The organism is Nocardia sp. NPDC060255 (assembly GCF_042727395.1).
GTDB lineage: Bacteria > Actinomycetota > Actinomycetes > Mycobacteriales > Mycobacteriaceae > Nocardia.
The window spans coordinates 72,003-89,412 of the sequence record NZ_JBHXAU010000027.1; the positions used below are offsets into that span (position 1 = coordinate 72,003).

Below are 17,410 nucleotides of genomic sequence, written 5' to 3' on the forward strand. Positions count from 1 at the left end.
GCGCCCCAAATCCGAAGGATCCAGTCCCCGAAGAACGACATCCGAGGGCAGTCGGGCCAGACCCTGAAGGGTTGTCTTCTTGGACAGTCGGGCGAGTCCCCGAACGGCTAATTTCATCGGCAGTAGAGCGAGGTCCACCAGGCGGGTCGGCAGCGCCTTGGGTAGCTGCCACCATTCGATCTTGATCTCATAGAAGTAGAGAAGCTCGAAGAGCGCGGTGATATCACCGCGCACCCAGACGTCGTACGACCGGTTGGAGTCATGTGATCTGCCGCTTGTTCCAGTGCCACTGACCGCGAAGCTGAACGTGGGGCGCACGCCAACTCCGGGTACTTGCCCGGTGGGGTTGACGCTCCACTGGTCGCTTCCGGCGCGATTCGCCCCCACCTTGGTGGTACGGCCACCGAGAATATTGCCGTCGCCCGAGACGTCGTAGAAGGTGTTCTCCAAACCCACGCCCCCGGGAAGTTGCCTGCCGCGTTTCTGGTCGAGATCTTTGGTATCCGGACGCGCGGTGAAGGTAAGCACGCCCAGGAGTGAACCGAACCACGAGCGGTGGACGAAGCCGAATGTGTTGCTGCCAGGGCCGATGGTGCGGGGATCGAAAACGTAAGCGTTGATGTCCATCAGCAGGCCCCGGAAGAAGCTGGCCGAGCTCGGTGTCATGATGCCGGGCGCCACCGGCTCCACGAGTGTCTCGAGCGCCTTCTTGAACCCGTCTCGGCCGGCCGCGAAGTTTGTACTGACGATTCTGCCGAACGAGATGACGCCGCCGCTCTCGATGAAAGTGCTCGGCAGATACAGTTTTTCGTCGTTCCGTTTAGCGATCTTGTGCACGCCGCCGGCTTCGACGAGTGCGGCCAGTTCGGGATGCAGCTGTAGATCCTTGTCGTGCAGCATGAATTCAGCCCGGCCCGGCGAATCGACGACAAGGGTGTTATCGCCGTAGGGCGCGCGCTGCGCCATACCGAGCAGGTGCTGCACCCAGGTGGCGAAGTCGTTCGCCACACCGATGACCACGTTGCGGGTGCCCTTCTCGACAGTGATGACATGGACCACTCGCCCGGTGAACCAGAAGGCCGGGCCGCCGGAGGTCGAGGTGACCCGGTTGGAGCCCAATGATTCAGCGGCACTGGAGCTTTTCGATCTGGCGAGGGTGTGCTGGTAAGTGCCGCCGGGAATGAAGCTGCCGTCGGCGGTCTCGCCGAAACGTTCGGTCATGCTGATGCCGAGCTGGTCGCTGTGCTGGGTGGAACTGCCGGTGGCCACATGGTTGCGTGAGGGGCTCCAGTTCTCGGAGTTGGTCCGCACCGATTTCGGCGACACCGTCAGGTCAGCGATATAGGACTCGATACGTATCCGGAAATCTCTGCCCGCGACGACGCCCTCGGTACCGCCGACCTCGATGTCGTCGGAGTTATGCGAACCATGCGCCAGCATCGCCAGCATCGCTTGCGGCGATACGCTGGTGTGAATGACCTGATAAGGCCCCGACTCCGGATCCGTGGTGCGCGTCCCGAAGGCTTGGTCCCACACCCACTTACCACCGGCGACGGCCAGACCCATTGTCCAGTTGGCCCAGCCGGTGCCTGCGTCGGTATCCGATTCGGGGGCGGCAGGTACCCCCTCCGCTCTGTGCAGCACGCCGGACGGATCCACGACGACGATGGTGGGGATTTCCGGCTCTGTGGCACGGCGGTCCCAGCGCGGTCGTTCGGCATTCTCGTCGGGTTCGACGGGGAATGCGCCGGGCATCCGCGTGCGGGTGTCGGCAATGTCGGTTTCTGCGTCGGGTGCCCATTCCGCGCTGTGCAGCACGCCGGACGGATCCACGACGACGACGGTGGGGATCTCCGGCAGTCGGGTGTCAGACGGGCGGCGGTCGGTGTGCGGGGCTTGCTGTGCGGCAGGGGGGTTCCATCGCGGCAGTTCGGCATTCTCGCCAGATTCGACGGGGAATGCGCCAGGCACCGTCTGCTGAGTTTGGTCGGCTTCGGTTTCGTCGATTCGGCCGGTGCCGGTTCCGGCTCCGGTTCTGTCGATGAGGCTGAGGATGGCCCGGCGGATCATCGTGCTGCTGCCCGCATCGCGAATAATGGCGTCCTGGGGGAGTTTCCACTGCGGCGAGGTGAGGTTCTCGATGTCGGCAGGGGTGACTTTGCGGATGATAGCGGGTGCGGGCGGAGCTGATTCGGCGGGCTTTTGGGACACCGCGCGATAGGTGGGGAGATTCAGGCGGACAAAGCCGTCACTGCGCATCGGCTCCGGGCTGGTGCCGTGCCGGTAGGTGATCTCCATCCAATGGGTAACCGGAATAGTGAAGTTCTGCGCGCCCTCGCCGGCGGGGCTGATGAGCATGTTGTTCGCGCCGGTGTCGAAACCGTGCAACTCGCTCTCCGAGTGCTGGTACGCATGGATGGCACTCGGCGTGACACTAGCCAGCAGTTGGCTGCGCTTCACGTCGAACGGATTGGTAATCGCGACATTACCGCCGCCATTCGGGTTGAGCCGGACCGACGATTTTCCGGACTGCGTGCTGCTGGAAAAAACGAAGCCGACCGTATTCTGTGTCTGGAACTTGGGCAGAATCCAATCATGAGATACGCCCTGATGTGCGTCCTCCTCCGATTCGTAGTGGCGTTTGGTGACGAGCCGGATCGAAATGCGCTCGGTCCGATACCGTCCCGGCTTTTCGAACCAGACCAGCGAACCGCCCTCGAGCTTTCTGGTCTGCTCGTCTACGTCGCCATCGATCATCTCCTGTAGGGCTGCCTTCAAGTTGAACTGTGCCCGCATCTGTTCGAAGGCGACGATATTCGCATCGCGCGCGGCGGCGAGCCCCCGCTGGGTGATCAGGTCCAGTACACCGGGCTTGTCGTGTTTGCTCGAGAAGAAGCCGTTGTCGGACAGGAATTTTTCGGCCTCGACGAACAACGGCTCCGTGTTCCCGACCGTGACGGGGGTGGTGTCGGGGCCGAGTTGCTGCAGATGCAGGACCTTCGACGGCAGATACAGTCTCTCGTCCAGTTTCGGTTTGCGACCGAGGGCGCCCTTCGGCGGTACCAGCACGTTGACCGGATATGTCTTCCCTTTGGCCAGTGGAGTATTCGCGGCAGGCCCGAAGCGCTCGCCGTCTTGGACCAGGACGATAGTGACCCTCGCGCGTGGCGTCGTATGCAGCAGATCGTCATGGAGCCGCAGCGAACGCACCGCCTGGGCCTTTCTGCCATAACCGAGGGTCTGGTCGGATCGGTCGGAAACCCCACCACGAAAGGTGATCTGGCCGCCGCGACGCGAATACCCGGACTCCTCGAACTCCTTACCCTGACTGAAAACGAAGCTGAACGCCGGGTGCGTGCCGAGTTCATTGGTGATCGTGGACTTACCCTGCACCCCCAGTTCCCGGACGGTGTAATTTTCCAGGCCGAAACTCGTATGCGTGGGACCGGTGAGTTCGGTACCGCCGTCGAGGTCGACGCTCATCAGGAAAAAGCCGAGCGATTCACCGGATGAGGTCTGCATGCGCGGCGAGGCCATCGAACCGCCCTGCATCAACTTGATGTTGCCGAGGAAATTTTCTTCTTTGAGAAAACCCCGCAGGTCATCGGCGGAGTCCTCGGAGATGCCGGCGAGACGAGCACGGAACCCCGCTATGACATCGCTGACCAGTTCCTCGTGGTTCGGACTGCTCAGCGGCGCGTCGAGGGGAACCTCTTCCAGCGAGGGGTACGCATCGTCGCGCCCTGGGTGCCAGGCCGGGGGCACCGTGGTCGGATCATTCTCATCGACCACCGGTAGCTCGGTGCTGTCGGCCAGGAATTTCGGGATCCAGACAATCAGGCGGCCAGGCGTTTCCGCATCGATATCGTGCCAGACCCTGGCCGCGGTATCGGATGACAGCAGATCCGGGTTTTCATCGCTGAGCTGGAACGTCATCGCGTAATCGAACGGAATGGACGGGCCCTTGCTCGACATCTTGACCGTCGACTCCACCGAAGCGGTGGCCTCGACGTGCGTGGACAACTGGTCATATATCGTCGAACCCTGCGGCGTGCCATCCAGACTGCTCAATCCGGTTTCCCCCATCGGCGCCTTCAGGCCATAGGAACCCGACAGGGACCGCAGGTTGTGTTCGCTGACGTTATTGCTGACCTGGGACCGACCACGCGAATAACGGAAAATGGCTACCGGCGGCCCATTGGCGGTATCGTTGCGGTCCCCGACGGGCGCGAGTTGCTCCGGTGCCGGGCGGCCGTCGTCCAGACTCAGGCGTATCGCGATCCGGTGGCGGCGGCCATTGTGCGTCACGGTCAGCGACATGCCCGACCCGGTGAACAGTCGCGGCCACTCGGCGCTGAGCAGGCGGGGCGTCAGCACCTGGCGAATCTCGGCTCGCAGTTTCGCCTCCGGGCTGTCTCCGTTCGTGACATAACGGTAGATCTGCTCAACCAGGTGCTTTGCCGTCGATTTCCCGCTTTCTTTGCTCATCACGTAGCGGTAGATCTGATCGCCGAGCCATTGCACGGTCGTTTCCGGAAGCGGCATGATCTCGACGAGCTCCTGGACACCGGTATGATCCGAACCGAAATTCTGGGCGATGTAATTCGTTGCCAGCGGAGCGTTGTTCCAGCCGTCTTCGAATGTCCTGGTCAGTGCCCCGAAATAGGTGTCACCCTCCCCTGGCTCGAACATCGGGGTCACCTGGCTCGACTCGTCGAACAGGGCCGGCAGCAGATTGTCTTCCGGGCCGTCGAACAGCGAAGCATGCACGCCGCGGTTGTTGTCGTTGAGTCCGATGCGCCGCGGCGTGTGTGGGGTGGGGGTGTGGTGTTCGGCGGGCGGTGGGACGGGCTGGTTGGTGTGGTCGAGGTAGATGACGTCGATTCTGGTGATGGGTTGGGTGATGCGGGGCGGGTAGGGGCGGGTGGTGTGGTTCGCGGGGTCGGTGACGATCAGGTCGTGGGTGGTGAGGTTGTCGGGGAGTTTGTGGTTGTTGGTGATGAGGAAGGCGTGGGCGCCGATGCGGTATTTATTGTTTTTGTTGTTGACGTAGTCGTCGGTGTAGTTGATGACGACGAAGGCGTGGGTCGCGGGACCTTCTCGGCGCAGGGTAGCGGCGATGACGCCGTAGTCGGGAACCGTGCGGAAGCCGGCGTTGGCGGCTAGTGCTTGTTCGATGTGGTGGTGGGTGACCCCGGCAGGGCCGCGGGGAAGACTGTCGTGGTCGATACGAGCGGAGTCGGGGGCGTGGGTGTCGAGGTGGGCGAGTAGGGCTGGACCACAGTTGTTGTCGCGTTCGCTGGTGCCGATATGAGTGGGACGAACGTGCGCAGTGCTGCCGTCGGGCCCGGATTCCTCGGCTTCCGCGACACCGGCGCGAGAGGGTCCACTGCCACCATCGCCAGATTGCCGCGGCAACGCAGGCAGCGGCGTCAACAACGCCCTGACCCGATCCCTATCCAGCTCACCGCGCCTCGCCTTACTCCTCAGCTCAGCCAAAATATGCACTATCTGACCCAAATCAGCTTTTCCATCGCCACCGTGACTCTGGGAACCGAGACGACGGAGAAGATTAGCTTTTGTCGATTCTACGAGGTTTCCTCGAACGCGCTCCCGGGTCCTATCAGCTCCGGCAGCTAGCAGCCAATCGAACATCTGGTCGTCTGTTATGCCCGCGACAAGACACTGAAGAGCCGTGTTTACCTTCGTTACCGCCGACTGGGGCAATCGTGCGGCACGTTCGTCGATAATGTCCCGCCTCAACGAACCCACATCGTGAGCGATAGCCAACGCCTCCGCGTGAGCTTTCCCTGATCGGCCCCTGTCTCTACCCGATTCGCTTACCGGTACCGATACCTCGAAATTTACATTTATACGATAGGTCGCTTGGTGAACCGCCTCCGGAGAGGTGAGTTCCCGCTGGTGGCGCTGGCGGCGATCGGCGGCGATCGCTTCAGGGGTAAAGCCGGCGGCCGAATATTGCAGCACATCGAACTGCGCTGACAGCTTCGACAGCCGTCTCACGGACCGCGTTGGGGGGAGTTCCTCAGGATCCGGGAGGGCGTTGCTGGCATCCGGGTCGAGTTTGCCCTCTTGGTAGGCCTTGTTCGCGATCTCATGCCGGTAACAGAATGGGTTGCGGGTGGCTACAGGTAGGTCGAGATCATGAGCCGCTGTCATGAGTATCGTCTCCAACGCCTGATAATCGATACCGAGCTGCGCCACGATCTGCTCGTTCTTATAGCCCCTGATAACGCAGTGCAGAACATCCTGCTGCTGAGACACCAACGTGGCCGGCGCAGCGGGGTTGAGCAGCAGCAGACGCTCCCGCCGGAGCGCGGCCACGACATTTTCATCGATCCGGCCCAACCGACGAGCTTCGACCACAGCAGAATCGATATCAGAGACCCCAAGATCTCGGAATGAGCCGCCCGACCGCTGCATCGTCACCCTTATTACGTCCGCAGTTATTCTAGCGAATTCAGGGTTTTGGTTCACGTGTTGCGCGATATCGGCATATGTGTCGAACCCGGCGGCCCGATACTCGAGAATCTGCAGAGGCGACAGTCTGAGGCGGCCGAGGGTCCTGCTGACGTGGCGAGTGCCGCCGTGTGGACGTCCGTGCCCCTCGGAGGTGTACGACGGTTGAGGTTCGCCGTCGGCCCGATCGGAATAGGGCGCACCCTGATTTGGGTCGGCGGCGGTGTGGCCGGCGCCCGCCGGGTCTTCCCAGGGCATCGGGTAGTCCGGCAGGGCCTGGCCTTCCCCCGGTTGACTTGTCGATAAGGTGGGGCCGATCGTGAGTTCGGTGGCGTAGCTGCCGTCGACGACCGGGGCGCTGCCGTCAGGGGCGGGGCCGGGCCCGGATTCGTCGGCTACCGTGACACCGGCGCGAGAGCGTCCACTGCCACTATCGCCAGATTGCCGCGGCAACGCGGGCAACGGCGTCAACAACGCCCTGACCCGATCCCTATCCAGCTCACCACGCCTCGCCCTACTCCTCACCTCAGTCAAAATATGCACTATCCGACCGAAATCAATCATCTCTTTGCTACCAGAAGTATTGAGATTGAGACCACGAATAAGGTCGATCTTTATCTGTTTTACGCTGTTCCGGTCGATATCAACTCCGGCGGCGTGCAGCCTGTCAAATATGCCTTGGTTGTCATATATGCCCGCGACAAAACACTGAAGAATCCTATTTTGCAGTGTCATCGCCGACCCCGGCAATCGTGCGGCAAGTTCGTCGATAACGTCCCGCCTCAAAAAATCCACATCGTGAGCGACAGCCGAAGCCTCCGCGTGAGCTTTCCCTGATCGGCCCTTGTCTCTACCCGATTCGCTTACCGGTACCGATACCTCGAAATTTCTATTTAAACGAGAGATCGCTTGGTGAACCGAGCTCGGAGAGGTGAGTTCCTGCTGGTGGCGCTGGCGGCGATCGGCGGCGATCGCTTCAGGGGTAAAGCCGGCGGCCGAATACTGCAGCACATCGAACTGCGCAGGCAGGTTCGACAGCCGTCTCACGTACCGCGTTGGGGGGAGTTCCTCAGGATCCGGGAGGGCGTTGATGGCATCCGGGTCGAGTTTGCCCTCTTGGTAGGCCTTGTCCGCGATCTCATCCCGGTAACAGAATGGGTTGAGGGTGGCGACGGGTAGGTCGAGATCATGAGCCGCTGTCATGAGTATCGTCTCCAACGCCTGATAATCGATACCGAGCTGCGCCACGATCTGCTCGTTCTTATAGCCTCTGATAACGCAGTGCAGAACATCCTGCTGCTGAGACACCAACGTGGCCGGCGCAGCGGGGTTGAGCAGCAGCAGACGCTCCCGCCGGAGCGCGGCCACGGCATCTTCATCGATCAGGCCCAATCGAAGAGCCTCGACCACAGCAGACCCGATATCAGAAACCCCAAGTATCTGGAATGCGCCGGACGACCGCTTCGCCTTCATCGTCATCCTTATTGCGTCCACAGTGATTTCAGCGAATTCAGGTTTTAGGTTCAGCTGTCGCGCGATTTCGCCATATGTGATGAACCCGGCCGCGCGATACGTCAGAACCGCCTTTTGCAGTGGCTCCAGTCTGGGGCGGCCGGGGATCGTGCTGACGTGGGAAGTGCTGTCGAGTGGGCGTCCGTGCCGGTAGGCATGACCCCCGGCGTCGTCGGTGTACGGTGGTTGGGGTTCGCCGTCGGTGACCGGGGCACTGCCGTCGATGGCGGGGCCGGGCGCGGTCAGTGGATTTTCTAGCGACCTGCGTTCCTGGATGTCGATGACAGCCGTTTCATCCAAGTATCTTCCATCTTCACGAGCCTTTCGCACAGCGTCTCCTGAACCGCGTACACCTAATTTCCTGCCGGCACGTCTCCGTGCGCCTTTTACTGCGTCAATTGTGATGTTCTCTGCGCTGTGTATTATTTTGAAAATTTCGGCTGTTTGTGACAAGGTGTCGCCTGCGGCGGCGTGTTCGAGTGAAAGGCGTGCGAGTCGGTCAAGGGGGGTGGGGCGTATGGTGGTGAATGTGGTGTTGTCCGAGCCGCGGCCGATTTCGTATCCGCTGTTGTCGGATGTCCGGCGGAGGAAGACGTTGGTGTCGTAGGCGCTGTTGGTGATGTGCTGGGTTATCCGGTCGTCGTCGACGAGGAACAGATTCACGCCTTTGTATTTAGCGGTGGCCCAGACCGCGAAGTCCAGGCGGCTCTCTCCGGTGACCCGGTTGCCGGTGATCCGCCCTTCCCCGAGTGCCGCTATCTCATCCACCAGCAACTGCGCGCCTTCGTTGGCCCGGTCTTCAGGGGACATGAAACGAGTCTGCCCATCGAGTGCGTCGTTGGTGATGGTCGAGGCGAACAGGTCACGGTTGCGGCGCAGATACTCGGCCACCCGTGCCGATAACGGTTCCCGTCGACGGGAAGAGTCGCCAGCTCCGGCGAGGGCGACGAGCAACCCGTGTTGGGGTCGGTGCCATGCTGTCGGTGCGGGCAGAGTGGTGGTAGCGGTGAGGATGTTCTCGTTTTCCAGATAGGCGCCGAGGGCGGATCGCGACATCACGACGGCATTGGTGCCGGACCGGTAGATATCGAGCCCTCTACCGTCGGCGCGGACTACCGCATGGACGGTTTCTGTTGTGTTACCGGTGTGCTCCTGCCAACTCACCACAGTTCCGGACGGCAGGTCATTGTTCACTATCTTGTTCCGCAGTCCCGGCGCGGCGGGGTTGACGTCTTCGATGCTTTCGACGCGGCGGGTGTACCCGTCACGCAGGCGTGGCTGGGTGACAATGACCGACAGCTCTCGGACCGAATCACCACGATTGATGAGTGTCTGCCAGAACTGGGCGAGCGGCAGGACCCGACTGTCGTCCCCGTCGTCGGTCACTGTCACCGAGTTGTCTCCGAATTCGTCGAGTCCGAATTCTGCTGTGAATCCTTGGGTGTTCACGCCGAAGCTAAAGAATTGCAGCACGGTACCGACCGGGAAAACGGTGCCGTTGTATCTACCGGAAAATTCCGGTACCGAGGGATGCAATTCTTCCGTAGGTCCGTACCAGTCCACGAGAGGCGAGCGTGCCAGGGACGACACACCCGAGTCATCTCCCGCGCCGACGTCGACAGCGCCGAGGGCGCCGCCATCCCCGGAGGAGGACGCGTGTGCCTGGTCGGTGACGTAGGTGTGCGGCGGTTCGGGTTCGCCGTAGGGCCAATCGGAATAGGTCGCACTCTGATATGGGTCGGCGGTGGTGTGGCTGGGGCCCGCCGAATCTTCCCAGAGCATCAGGTCGTCCGGCAGCGTCTGGCCTTCCCACGGTGGACCTGTCAGCATCGCGGGGTCGATGGTGTAGCTGTCGTCGATGATCGGCGGGCCTTGGCTGGTTACGTCGGTGTCGTGGATCCCGAAGTCCCCGGTATTGACCGTGTAGTCCCACATCGGGTCGTCGTCGGCGCTGTCGGGTCCGAGGGCGATGAGTTTGTTCTGCGAGGATGTGGGCGACGGCTGGACACCGGCGGGCGGCGGGATAATTTTGCCACCGGCCAGAGTGAAGTAGCTGGCGTGCACCGTCTGAATCTCGGGGCGCTGGGATCGCGGCGGGTAAGGACCGATCTCGTTGAACGCCTCATCCACCATAGTGACGGTCCCGTCGAGCCCCGCGACCACATAGAACGAATGAGCACCGATACCGTTCTTGTCGACCGGCCCCTTGTACTCCTCGACCACATGAACCACCGCAGGACCCTGAGCACGAAGATGTTCCGCGACCCGAGCGTGACTGCCGTACTCATCCAACGGTGCACCGAAATAGGATTCGGCCTCGGCGAAGGTACGCCCGCCCAAACCTGCCGACTCCACAGGAACGGTCATATGCGGACTACCAGTGAGCCGCTTGACACCCGCCACCGACAAATCGAGACAAATATTACGACGACCCGAAATCAGCTGCTGCACAACAACACTCGCAAGATGACTATCGATACCAGGTCCCTGGATCGGCTGATAGTGCGGGGCACTACCGTCAGTCACTGCCGGCGCGGATCCTCCGCGGCCGGGGTCGTCGGGTGCCAGGTTCAAGTGCACCTGCTCGAGGTCGAGGTCGATACGCGGCCCGTCGTCATCGACTATCTCGGTCAGGTTCTGGAAGCCGACGCGACCGGTACCGAAGTTCTGGTGCGCCAGCGCATTCGGGTGGGCAGCCGAATAGGAGTCGGCGGCGTCGAAGATCTTGTCCAGCGGACGGAAATATGACTCGTCGACGGGCGGCTCGAACTCTGCTCGCCCGGACATGCCAGATCGGCCCGAAGCACCGGATATGTTGCGCGACAATGAATCTGCTGACCCATCGAACTGCGGCGAACGTCGAGCGGTGCTCGCGGCATTGCCATCATTGCGAGTGCCGGTCAGCTCCCGCGCCGGAGGTGGCGTCACCTCTGCCAGCGGCGCCTTCGAGTTCGTATCACCGTCAGTGTCGCTGTACATGTCGGTGTCGCTGGTGATGTCACTGCCGTAGCGAGTGCTGGTGTCGCTGCGCGTATCGGTGTTGTCGTCGGTGTCACTGTCGTAGCGAGTGTTGTTGTCGCCGTGAGTGTTCGCGCCATCGTCCGACTCGGTGTCGTGGTGAATACCGGCACCGCCCGGGGTATCGATACGGTCCGGTTCCGGTGTACCGGTCTGCTGCTCCGGCAGTTGCAGGGCGGGCGGCGGTGCGGTGAAGTCCATCCCCGGCGGGGCCAGGGAAGTGGCGGGCTGCTGGCCCGGGCCAGGAACAAACACCGGAGGAGCGTTGGCGCGGTAGGTCCCGGGATCCTCGGAGGACTGCAGCTGGTCTTCCGTCGCATGTCGCAATGTGGTTGCTGTGTCTTGGGGGGCAAGGTGTGGGGCAAGTTGCGGCGACGGCGTGTTCGAGGAGGGTGCTTCGTGCGGGGCGGGCAGGGCACCGGCTCGGTGGTTCCGGGGGCGGGCGGATGCGGCGAGGTGCTCGTCGACGGCGCGTTGCAGGGTGGGTTTTGTCTGGTCGTGCAGAACTTGCTCGGTGTGCTGTACGGCTTTGTTCGCGTCGCTGAGTGCGCTGCGGGTCTCGGCAGTCGGGTTCGCCTCATGGTCGGCAACGGCCTGCCGGTGCGTCTTGGCGGCGTTCTGGTATTGGATGACCTGCCGGATGACTCCGTCGTGCGCTATCGGGCCCTGGTAGTCCTTCGGTGCGTACCAGTGCCCGACGGTGCCGGGGGTCCCATCTTTTTCCCGGTCGGGTCCGTGGCCACCGCGGCCTACTCGACCGTCACCCTGCGCAACCGCGGCCTCTCCGAATCTGGAACCGCCGATGAACTTGGCCGAATTACCGGTCCCCGCCTCGATCAAGCGTTCAACCGTCTCGAAGTCCGTGCCACGCATTCGGCTCTGGTTCACGAGAGCGAGTACCGCGTCCTTCCGCTTGTTGTCACCGAATTTGTCGATGATGTGCTGGCCCGCCAGTTCGGCCTCGGCGGCGCTGTCGAATCCGTCGTCGAACCGTGCATCGAGGATGTCGTACTTCCATTTGATCCCCTCGGCGACGGTGAATTCGTCACCGGCCATGGCGCGCACCTTCTGCTCGACCAGCTCATCGATCCAGTCGGCGACACCCTTCTCCGAGTCGGTCTTGTCCCGCCACCCCGACAACCGCACCCGCTCGCCGTCCACGATGACCGGCCGACCGTGCTCGTCGACCCGGATGTCGTCACCACGCAGATCCCGGTTGTCGAAGCCACCGACCAGCTGATTGACCCCGGTCGCCCGCACATCGACCACCTGCCCGTCCCGCACCACCAGTTCGAGCTTCGCGTCCGCCACGACCTGGCCGGCCAAGTCCTTCAACATGTCTTCGGTGCTGTCGAACTCCCGATCCTTCAAAAACTTGACCTGAGACGTGTAGTACGGATCGATGTCGCGCACCGGACCGTGGATAACACCCTGCTCGAAGAGCTTCTGCTCCGCGAGCTTCGCCGTCCCGGAATGGCCCTGGGTGTCCTGCAGCAGCCGGGTACCGAGCAATTGCGCATCCGACATGTGCAGCGCTTCCTTGGGCAACTCCGCCATCACATCCACCCCCGCCTCCAGCTCCAGGTACGGATGCACCCCCTGGTAACGGGTCTCGGTCCCCTTGCTCCGGTCGGCCATCACCTTGGCATTAGCCGACATCGTCTTGATCTTGTTCAAGGTGGGGGTGTCACCCCTGCCTTCGAGGTAGTCGTTGTTGCGTTCGGGCCCCCATCTGGCCACTGCCTTGTGGGCGTACTCGCCCAGCAGCGGATCGTCCTCGGTGACCCGCGGTCCCGGCACCCGGTTGAGCCGCTCGATCACCTCGGCGGACGCGTGGGCCGGCCAGAAGCCCCGGGTGCCCTCGGGCTTGCCGAAATGCGCGGCCGTCAACGGATCCTCCGGCAACGCCGCGGCCGCCTCGACCCGATCGTGGACCTGCCGGCGAATCGCGACCTGTTCGGCGGCCATCTTCTCGGGATTACCGGGCGTCAGGACCGATTCCTCGTTGCCCAAGGTGTCGATTTCATCGGCGATGTGCTTACCCGGAGGGAACGGCTCGAACCGATCATCCAGACCATGCCGGGCAGCAGCGTCGTTGAAAATCTCCGTCATCTCGTCCAGGTCGGGCCGCTCCAGATTGAAACGGTCACGCAACGCCTCGATCTCTTCTTTCGGCATGCCCTTTTCTTCGAGGCGGCCCAGCATCCGCGACTCCTCGTGCAGGACCCGGTTCTTCATGTCGTACATCGTGGCGACCACGATGTGCCCCGCACCCTCTCTCAGCTTGGGCAGATCCCCCTCGCCGACGATCCGGTCCACCTGCACATCCAGGCCACCGATGCGTGAGGACAGGTCACCGAACTTCCCGAACTCGCGAATCAGATCCCCGACCTGATTGTCGCCGCTGGTCGTCACATACGCCCGCCCGCCCTCGCGGGCGGCCACCCACGCTTTGGCCAGCGTCACCAGCGTTTTGCCCTCACCGGTCCGCAAGTTGGAAACGTGGGACATGATCCCGAACAGCTGGGTATCCCTCAGATCGCGGCCACCCTTCGCCTCGACGTCGTATCCCGTCGCCCGGCGCACATACTCACGGACACCCACGAACTTCTCCACGGCCGAACCCTGGTTGACCATGTTCTTGACCTCGTCGTCGGAGGCCCGCGCCACCACCTCATCCGACCGCTGCCACACCTCCTGGTCATAGATGTTGGCGAGCTCGAGGAACTTCTCCTGCGCCTGCCTTTCCTTACCCGCCGCAGCCCTGAACGCCGTCGCACGGTCGACCAGTCCGGTCTCGAACACCGCCACATCCGCTGCCCCCGCAGTCCGCGACACCTCCCAGCGCTTCTCCAGAATCTCCAGTCCACCGCTCTTGAACTCCGCGAACGCCTGCACAAACGCCGCGGTCTGCTCGTCCAGCCGAGACTTCAGCTCATCCACACCCGTACGAGCCTTCGCTTCGGCCTCCCGATCGGCCAACGCGTGCTGCAGTTCGGCTACCCGCCGGTCCACCTTCGACTGGAAGTCTTTGTCCGCAGCCGAAAGATGCTCCGCCAGTTCGGCGGTCAGCTCCCGGGTCCGCTCCTGGACCCGCACAAGCTCCTGCCGCCCGGCCCGCACCTCCGGCCGCAGCCACCCCAACACATCGGAAGCGACACCCCTTCCGCCCCAACGTTTGTGCAACCGATCACGTTCGGCCTGGACCGTCGCCAACGCCTCCGAACGATCACCGGCAGCTTCCCGAAAGAACTTTTCCCGCGCGGTTGCCATCGACTTCAACTCGGCCGAGTGATCACCGGCCGCGACCCGCACCAGCGCCTCATGCGCGACCATCTCCGACCGCAACTGCTCGGTACGGGTATTGATCTCCTGCTGCAGCCCCTCGAGGCGCTGCAGCCGCGGCTCGTCATCGGCGGCCTCGGCGTCATAGTCGCGCCTGCTTCTCTCCAGCGCGGCCCGTTCCTGGCCCACCCGTTCCTCCGCGGCCCTGATCCGCTCCTCCAGACCACCGCGCACCCTCGCCTCGGACTCGTCGAGCGCGTTGTTGTAGGCATGCTTGGTTGCCTCCAGATCACCGCGAATCTGCCCGACACGGCCCCGATTCTCGGTGAACTGTGTCTCGGTATCGGCGAATACCCGGGCGTTCTCGTGGTCGATCGCGGCGATTCCGGCCTTCGATTCGGCCTGCAGCTGCTCCCACCGCTCCTGCACCGCATGCTCTATTGCGGCTTCATGCGCGCGCAGTGCAGCTGTGAACTCGGCCGCGGCGTCATCATGCGACTCACGTAGCGCCTCTGCGGCTTTCGATCCCTGCTCGACGTGATTGACCTCGCCCTTGCTACCCAGCAAGGCATCGCTGTCGTCGACGTTTTTCCGCGCGGCTTCCAGCCGGCTCCGGGCCTCGGTTACTGCCGAGTGGTCACGGATCTCGGCCGAGTCCCGCAAGCGATTTCGCAGTTCTGCCACGCGCCGGTCCATCGGCTCGTCGGTGCCGGTCGTCCTGCGCGAGGGGTCGGTTCGGTGGCTACCGACGGGGGTGTCAGGACGCGAGGTAGTGTGCCGCTCTGAAGCGAGCAGGCCGGGATTGTCCGGTGCCTCGGTGGCGCGCAACCGATCGTTGGCCTCGGCGAGGGAGTCCGTCAGCGGCTGAACTGCTCGTCGAGGAGGCTGCTCGGAAACAGCCGGGCCGTCTTTTGTTTCGGACAGGTGCACCCGAGGCCGTCGAATCGAGCGGTCGTCGGGCTCGTCGGTACCGTTTTTCCGGTGCGGCGCACCGTTTTCCGAGTGTCTACGGGCCTCATCGCTCGAGTTTCGGTTGGTGCGGATCTGCCCGGCTTCCGAGCCGGACCCGCTGTGCCCGGCCGGGTTTTCTGGACGCGGCCCGGCCGCGGGGCCGACGTTTCGCTCCGGTGACGCCGCTCGCGACGAGACCGGTGACTGGTCGTCCCTGGCGACGACCGGACGCTGCCCGGCCGGGCCGGACTCGTTGTGCGCCGCGGTAATCCGCGCCTGCGATCCGACGTCGGATGCCGAGGTGATCGGCGCTCCCGATCGGCCGCGGATCTGATCGGAATCCGGCGTGGTTGGCCGAGTAGAGATTTCGGATCCACTCCGGCTTCCATTCGCCGATACCCCGTCCGTGGACCGACCCCGGCTCGGCGAGTCCGACCCGCCGTCGGTAGACGAGGCCCTCGACGGCGGCCGCGACTCCGCCTGACCGGGCGGCGGCTCGTGCCCGTTCGAACCGCGCATCGAGGATGCCTCGCCGGTATGGGATACGGGCGAGGCGAATTCGCCGCCGGAGCGCGCAGCGACCGACGTCTCCGGCGAAAGATGTTCGGGAGCAACCGAACTCTTCTCCGACAGTGCCCGCACGCCGTTAGGCGGAGCCGACGACGACCGGGACACCTGCTCGGAATGGGACTCGGACCCGCGGCTGGCCGGTGGCGGCGCACTGACGGACCGGTGCGCTTGGGCCGACGACGCCGAAACATGCGACGCGGACCCGTCATCGGCATTCGAATGGTACGAACCCGAGCGGCCCTGCAACACGCTCTTTGCCGAAATACTGCCGGTGCCTATGGATGTCGGTCGAGTCGACCCGGTGTGGCCGCTCACCGAGGATGAGGTGGAGCGCGAATCATGTTCGGACGAAGCGCGACTGGACACATTTCCCGGACGCGATTCCGCCGCAACCATGGAGCGGTTGTTCTCATTCCCGGTATCGACGGCACGCGACGACGCCGGCCTGGAGGGTCCCCCCTCCGTTTTTTCATCGGTGCGACCGCCTGCGGCGCCACCGGCACCATCGTCCCCGCCCGATTCCGAACGGGCAGCGCTGCCGTCGATGGCTTTCGCATGAGCCTTCAAATCGACGGGAGACATGGACAACGCCTTGCCCGGTCCCCCTCGACCGGACACGCCGCGCAGGGCGCCGAGCACGCCCGCCGGGTTGAGCACGGCTCCGGCGATCATGGCCGGATCGAAATCCCACTCCCCGGTCAGTAACCCACCGGTAACGAAACCCGCACCGACACCTGCCAATCCGCCGCCGATGCTGGAGGTCATGCCGATGCCGAAGGCCTTCACGCCCGTCATCTCGAAGTTCTTGGCAACCCAATTACTCAGGCCTTTACCGATGAAGCTGGCAACCGGCACGCCCGCGGCGGCGCCTGCCGCGCCAGTGGCTCCGGCCACGAAGATCTGCTTCAAGTCGTAGCCGCTGATATGCCCCTTCGACTTCTGAATACCCTCCACCCCGACCTCGGTCAGCAGGCCGAGGCCGCCCTGCACCACGGCGCTGATCGCGGTCAGTTTCCACAGCGGCATCGTCTGGATCGCGGTGGATTGCTTGATCAACCAGCCGAGCCGCGAAGCCGAGGCGCGGTTGATGCCCGTCACCACGCCTTCGGTCTCGAGTTCCACAGCTGGAACCAGTGCCGCGCCGAACCAGGTCGTCAGCAGGTACGCGATCTCGGCGCCCGCCAATGACAGGGTGAAGATTTGCTGCAGCTTCGTGTGCTCGATCGAGACACCCGTCTGATGGCTCGCGGTGCCCAGCCCCCGTAACGCGTCCACCTGGTGCGAAATTGCCTGATCGCCGGAAAAGAACTGGTCGAACTGGCGTTTCATCTTATCCGCACCCGGGCCCGAGTAACTCTCGGACGCTTTGTCGCACGCCTTCTTCAACTGGTCGATCAAACCATCCAGGCCGTCTGCCGCCGTCTGGAAATGGCCGTCGAGCGAGAACATCTTGTCCTCGTCGCCCTTCGGCCACTCACCACCCACCAGATAGAACAGCCATTGCAGCGGAGGCGGAAACGAAAGACTCACCCGCGCGATCCCAACCGCAGGCGAGTACCTACCGAGGCCTCGATCTTCGTCACCACAGGCGGCG

Annotated in this window: 1 protein-coding gene (running past one end of the window); it reads right to left on the reverse strand. The window is 63.3% G+C overall.

Annotated features, from left to right (window positions below):
* Nucleotides 1-17,346, reverse strand: partial view of a hypothetical protein gene (locus ACFWF1_RS35815; RefSeq protein WP_379322253.1) — the beginning only. The gene continues 19,596 nt to the left of window position 1, outside the view; only the first 17,346 of its 36,942 coding nucleotides appear in the window; the start codon lies at nucleotides 17,344-17,346; its stop codon lies off the left edge, out of view.
* Nucleotides 17,347-17,410 lie beyond the last annotated feature (64 nt).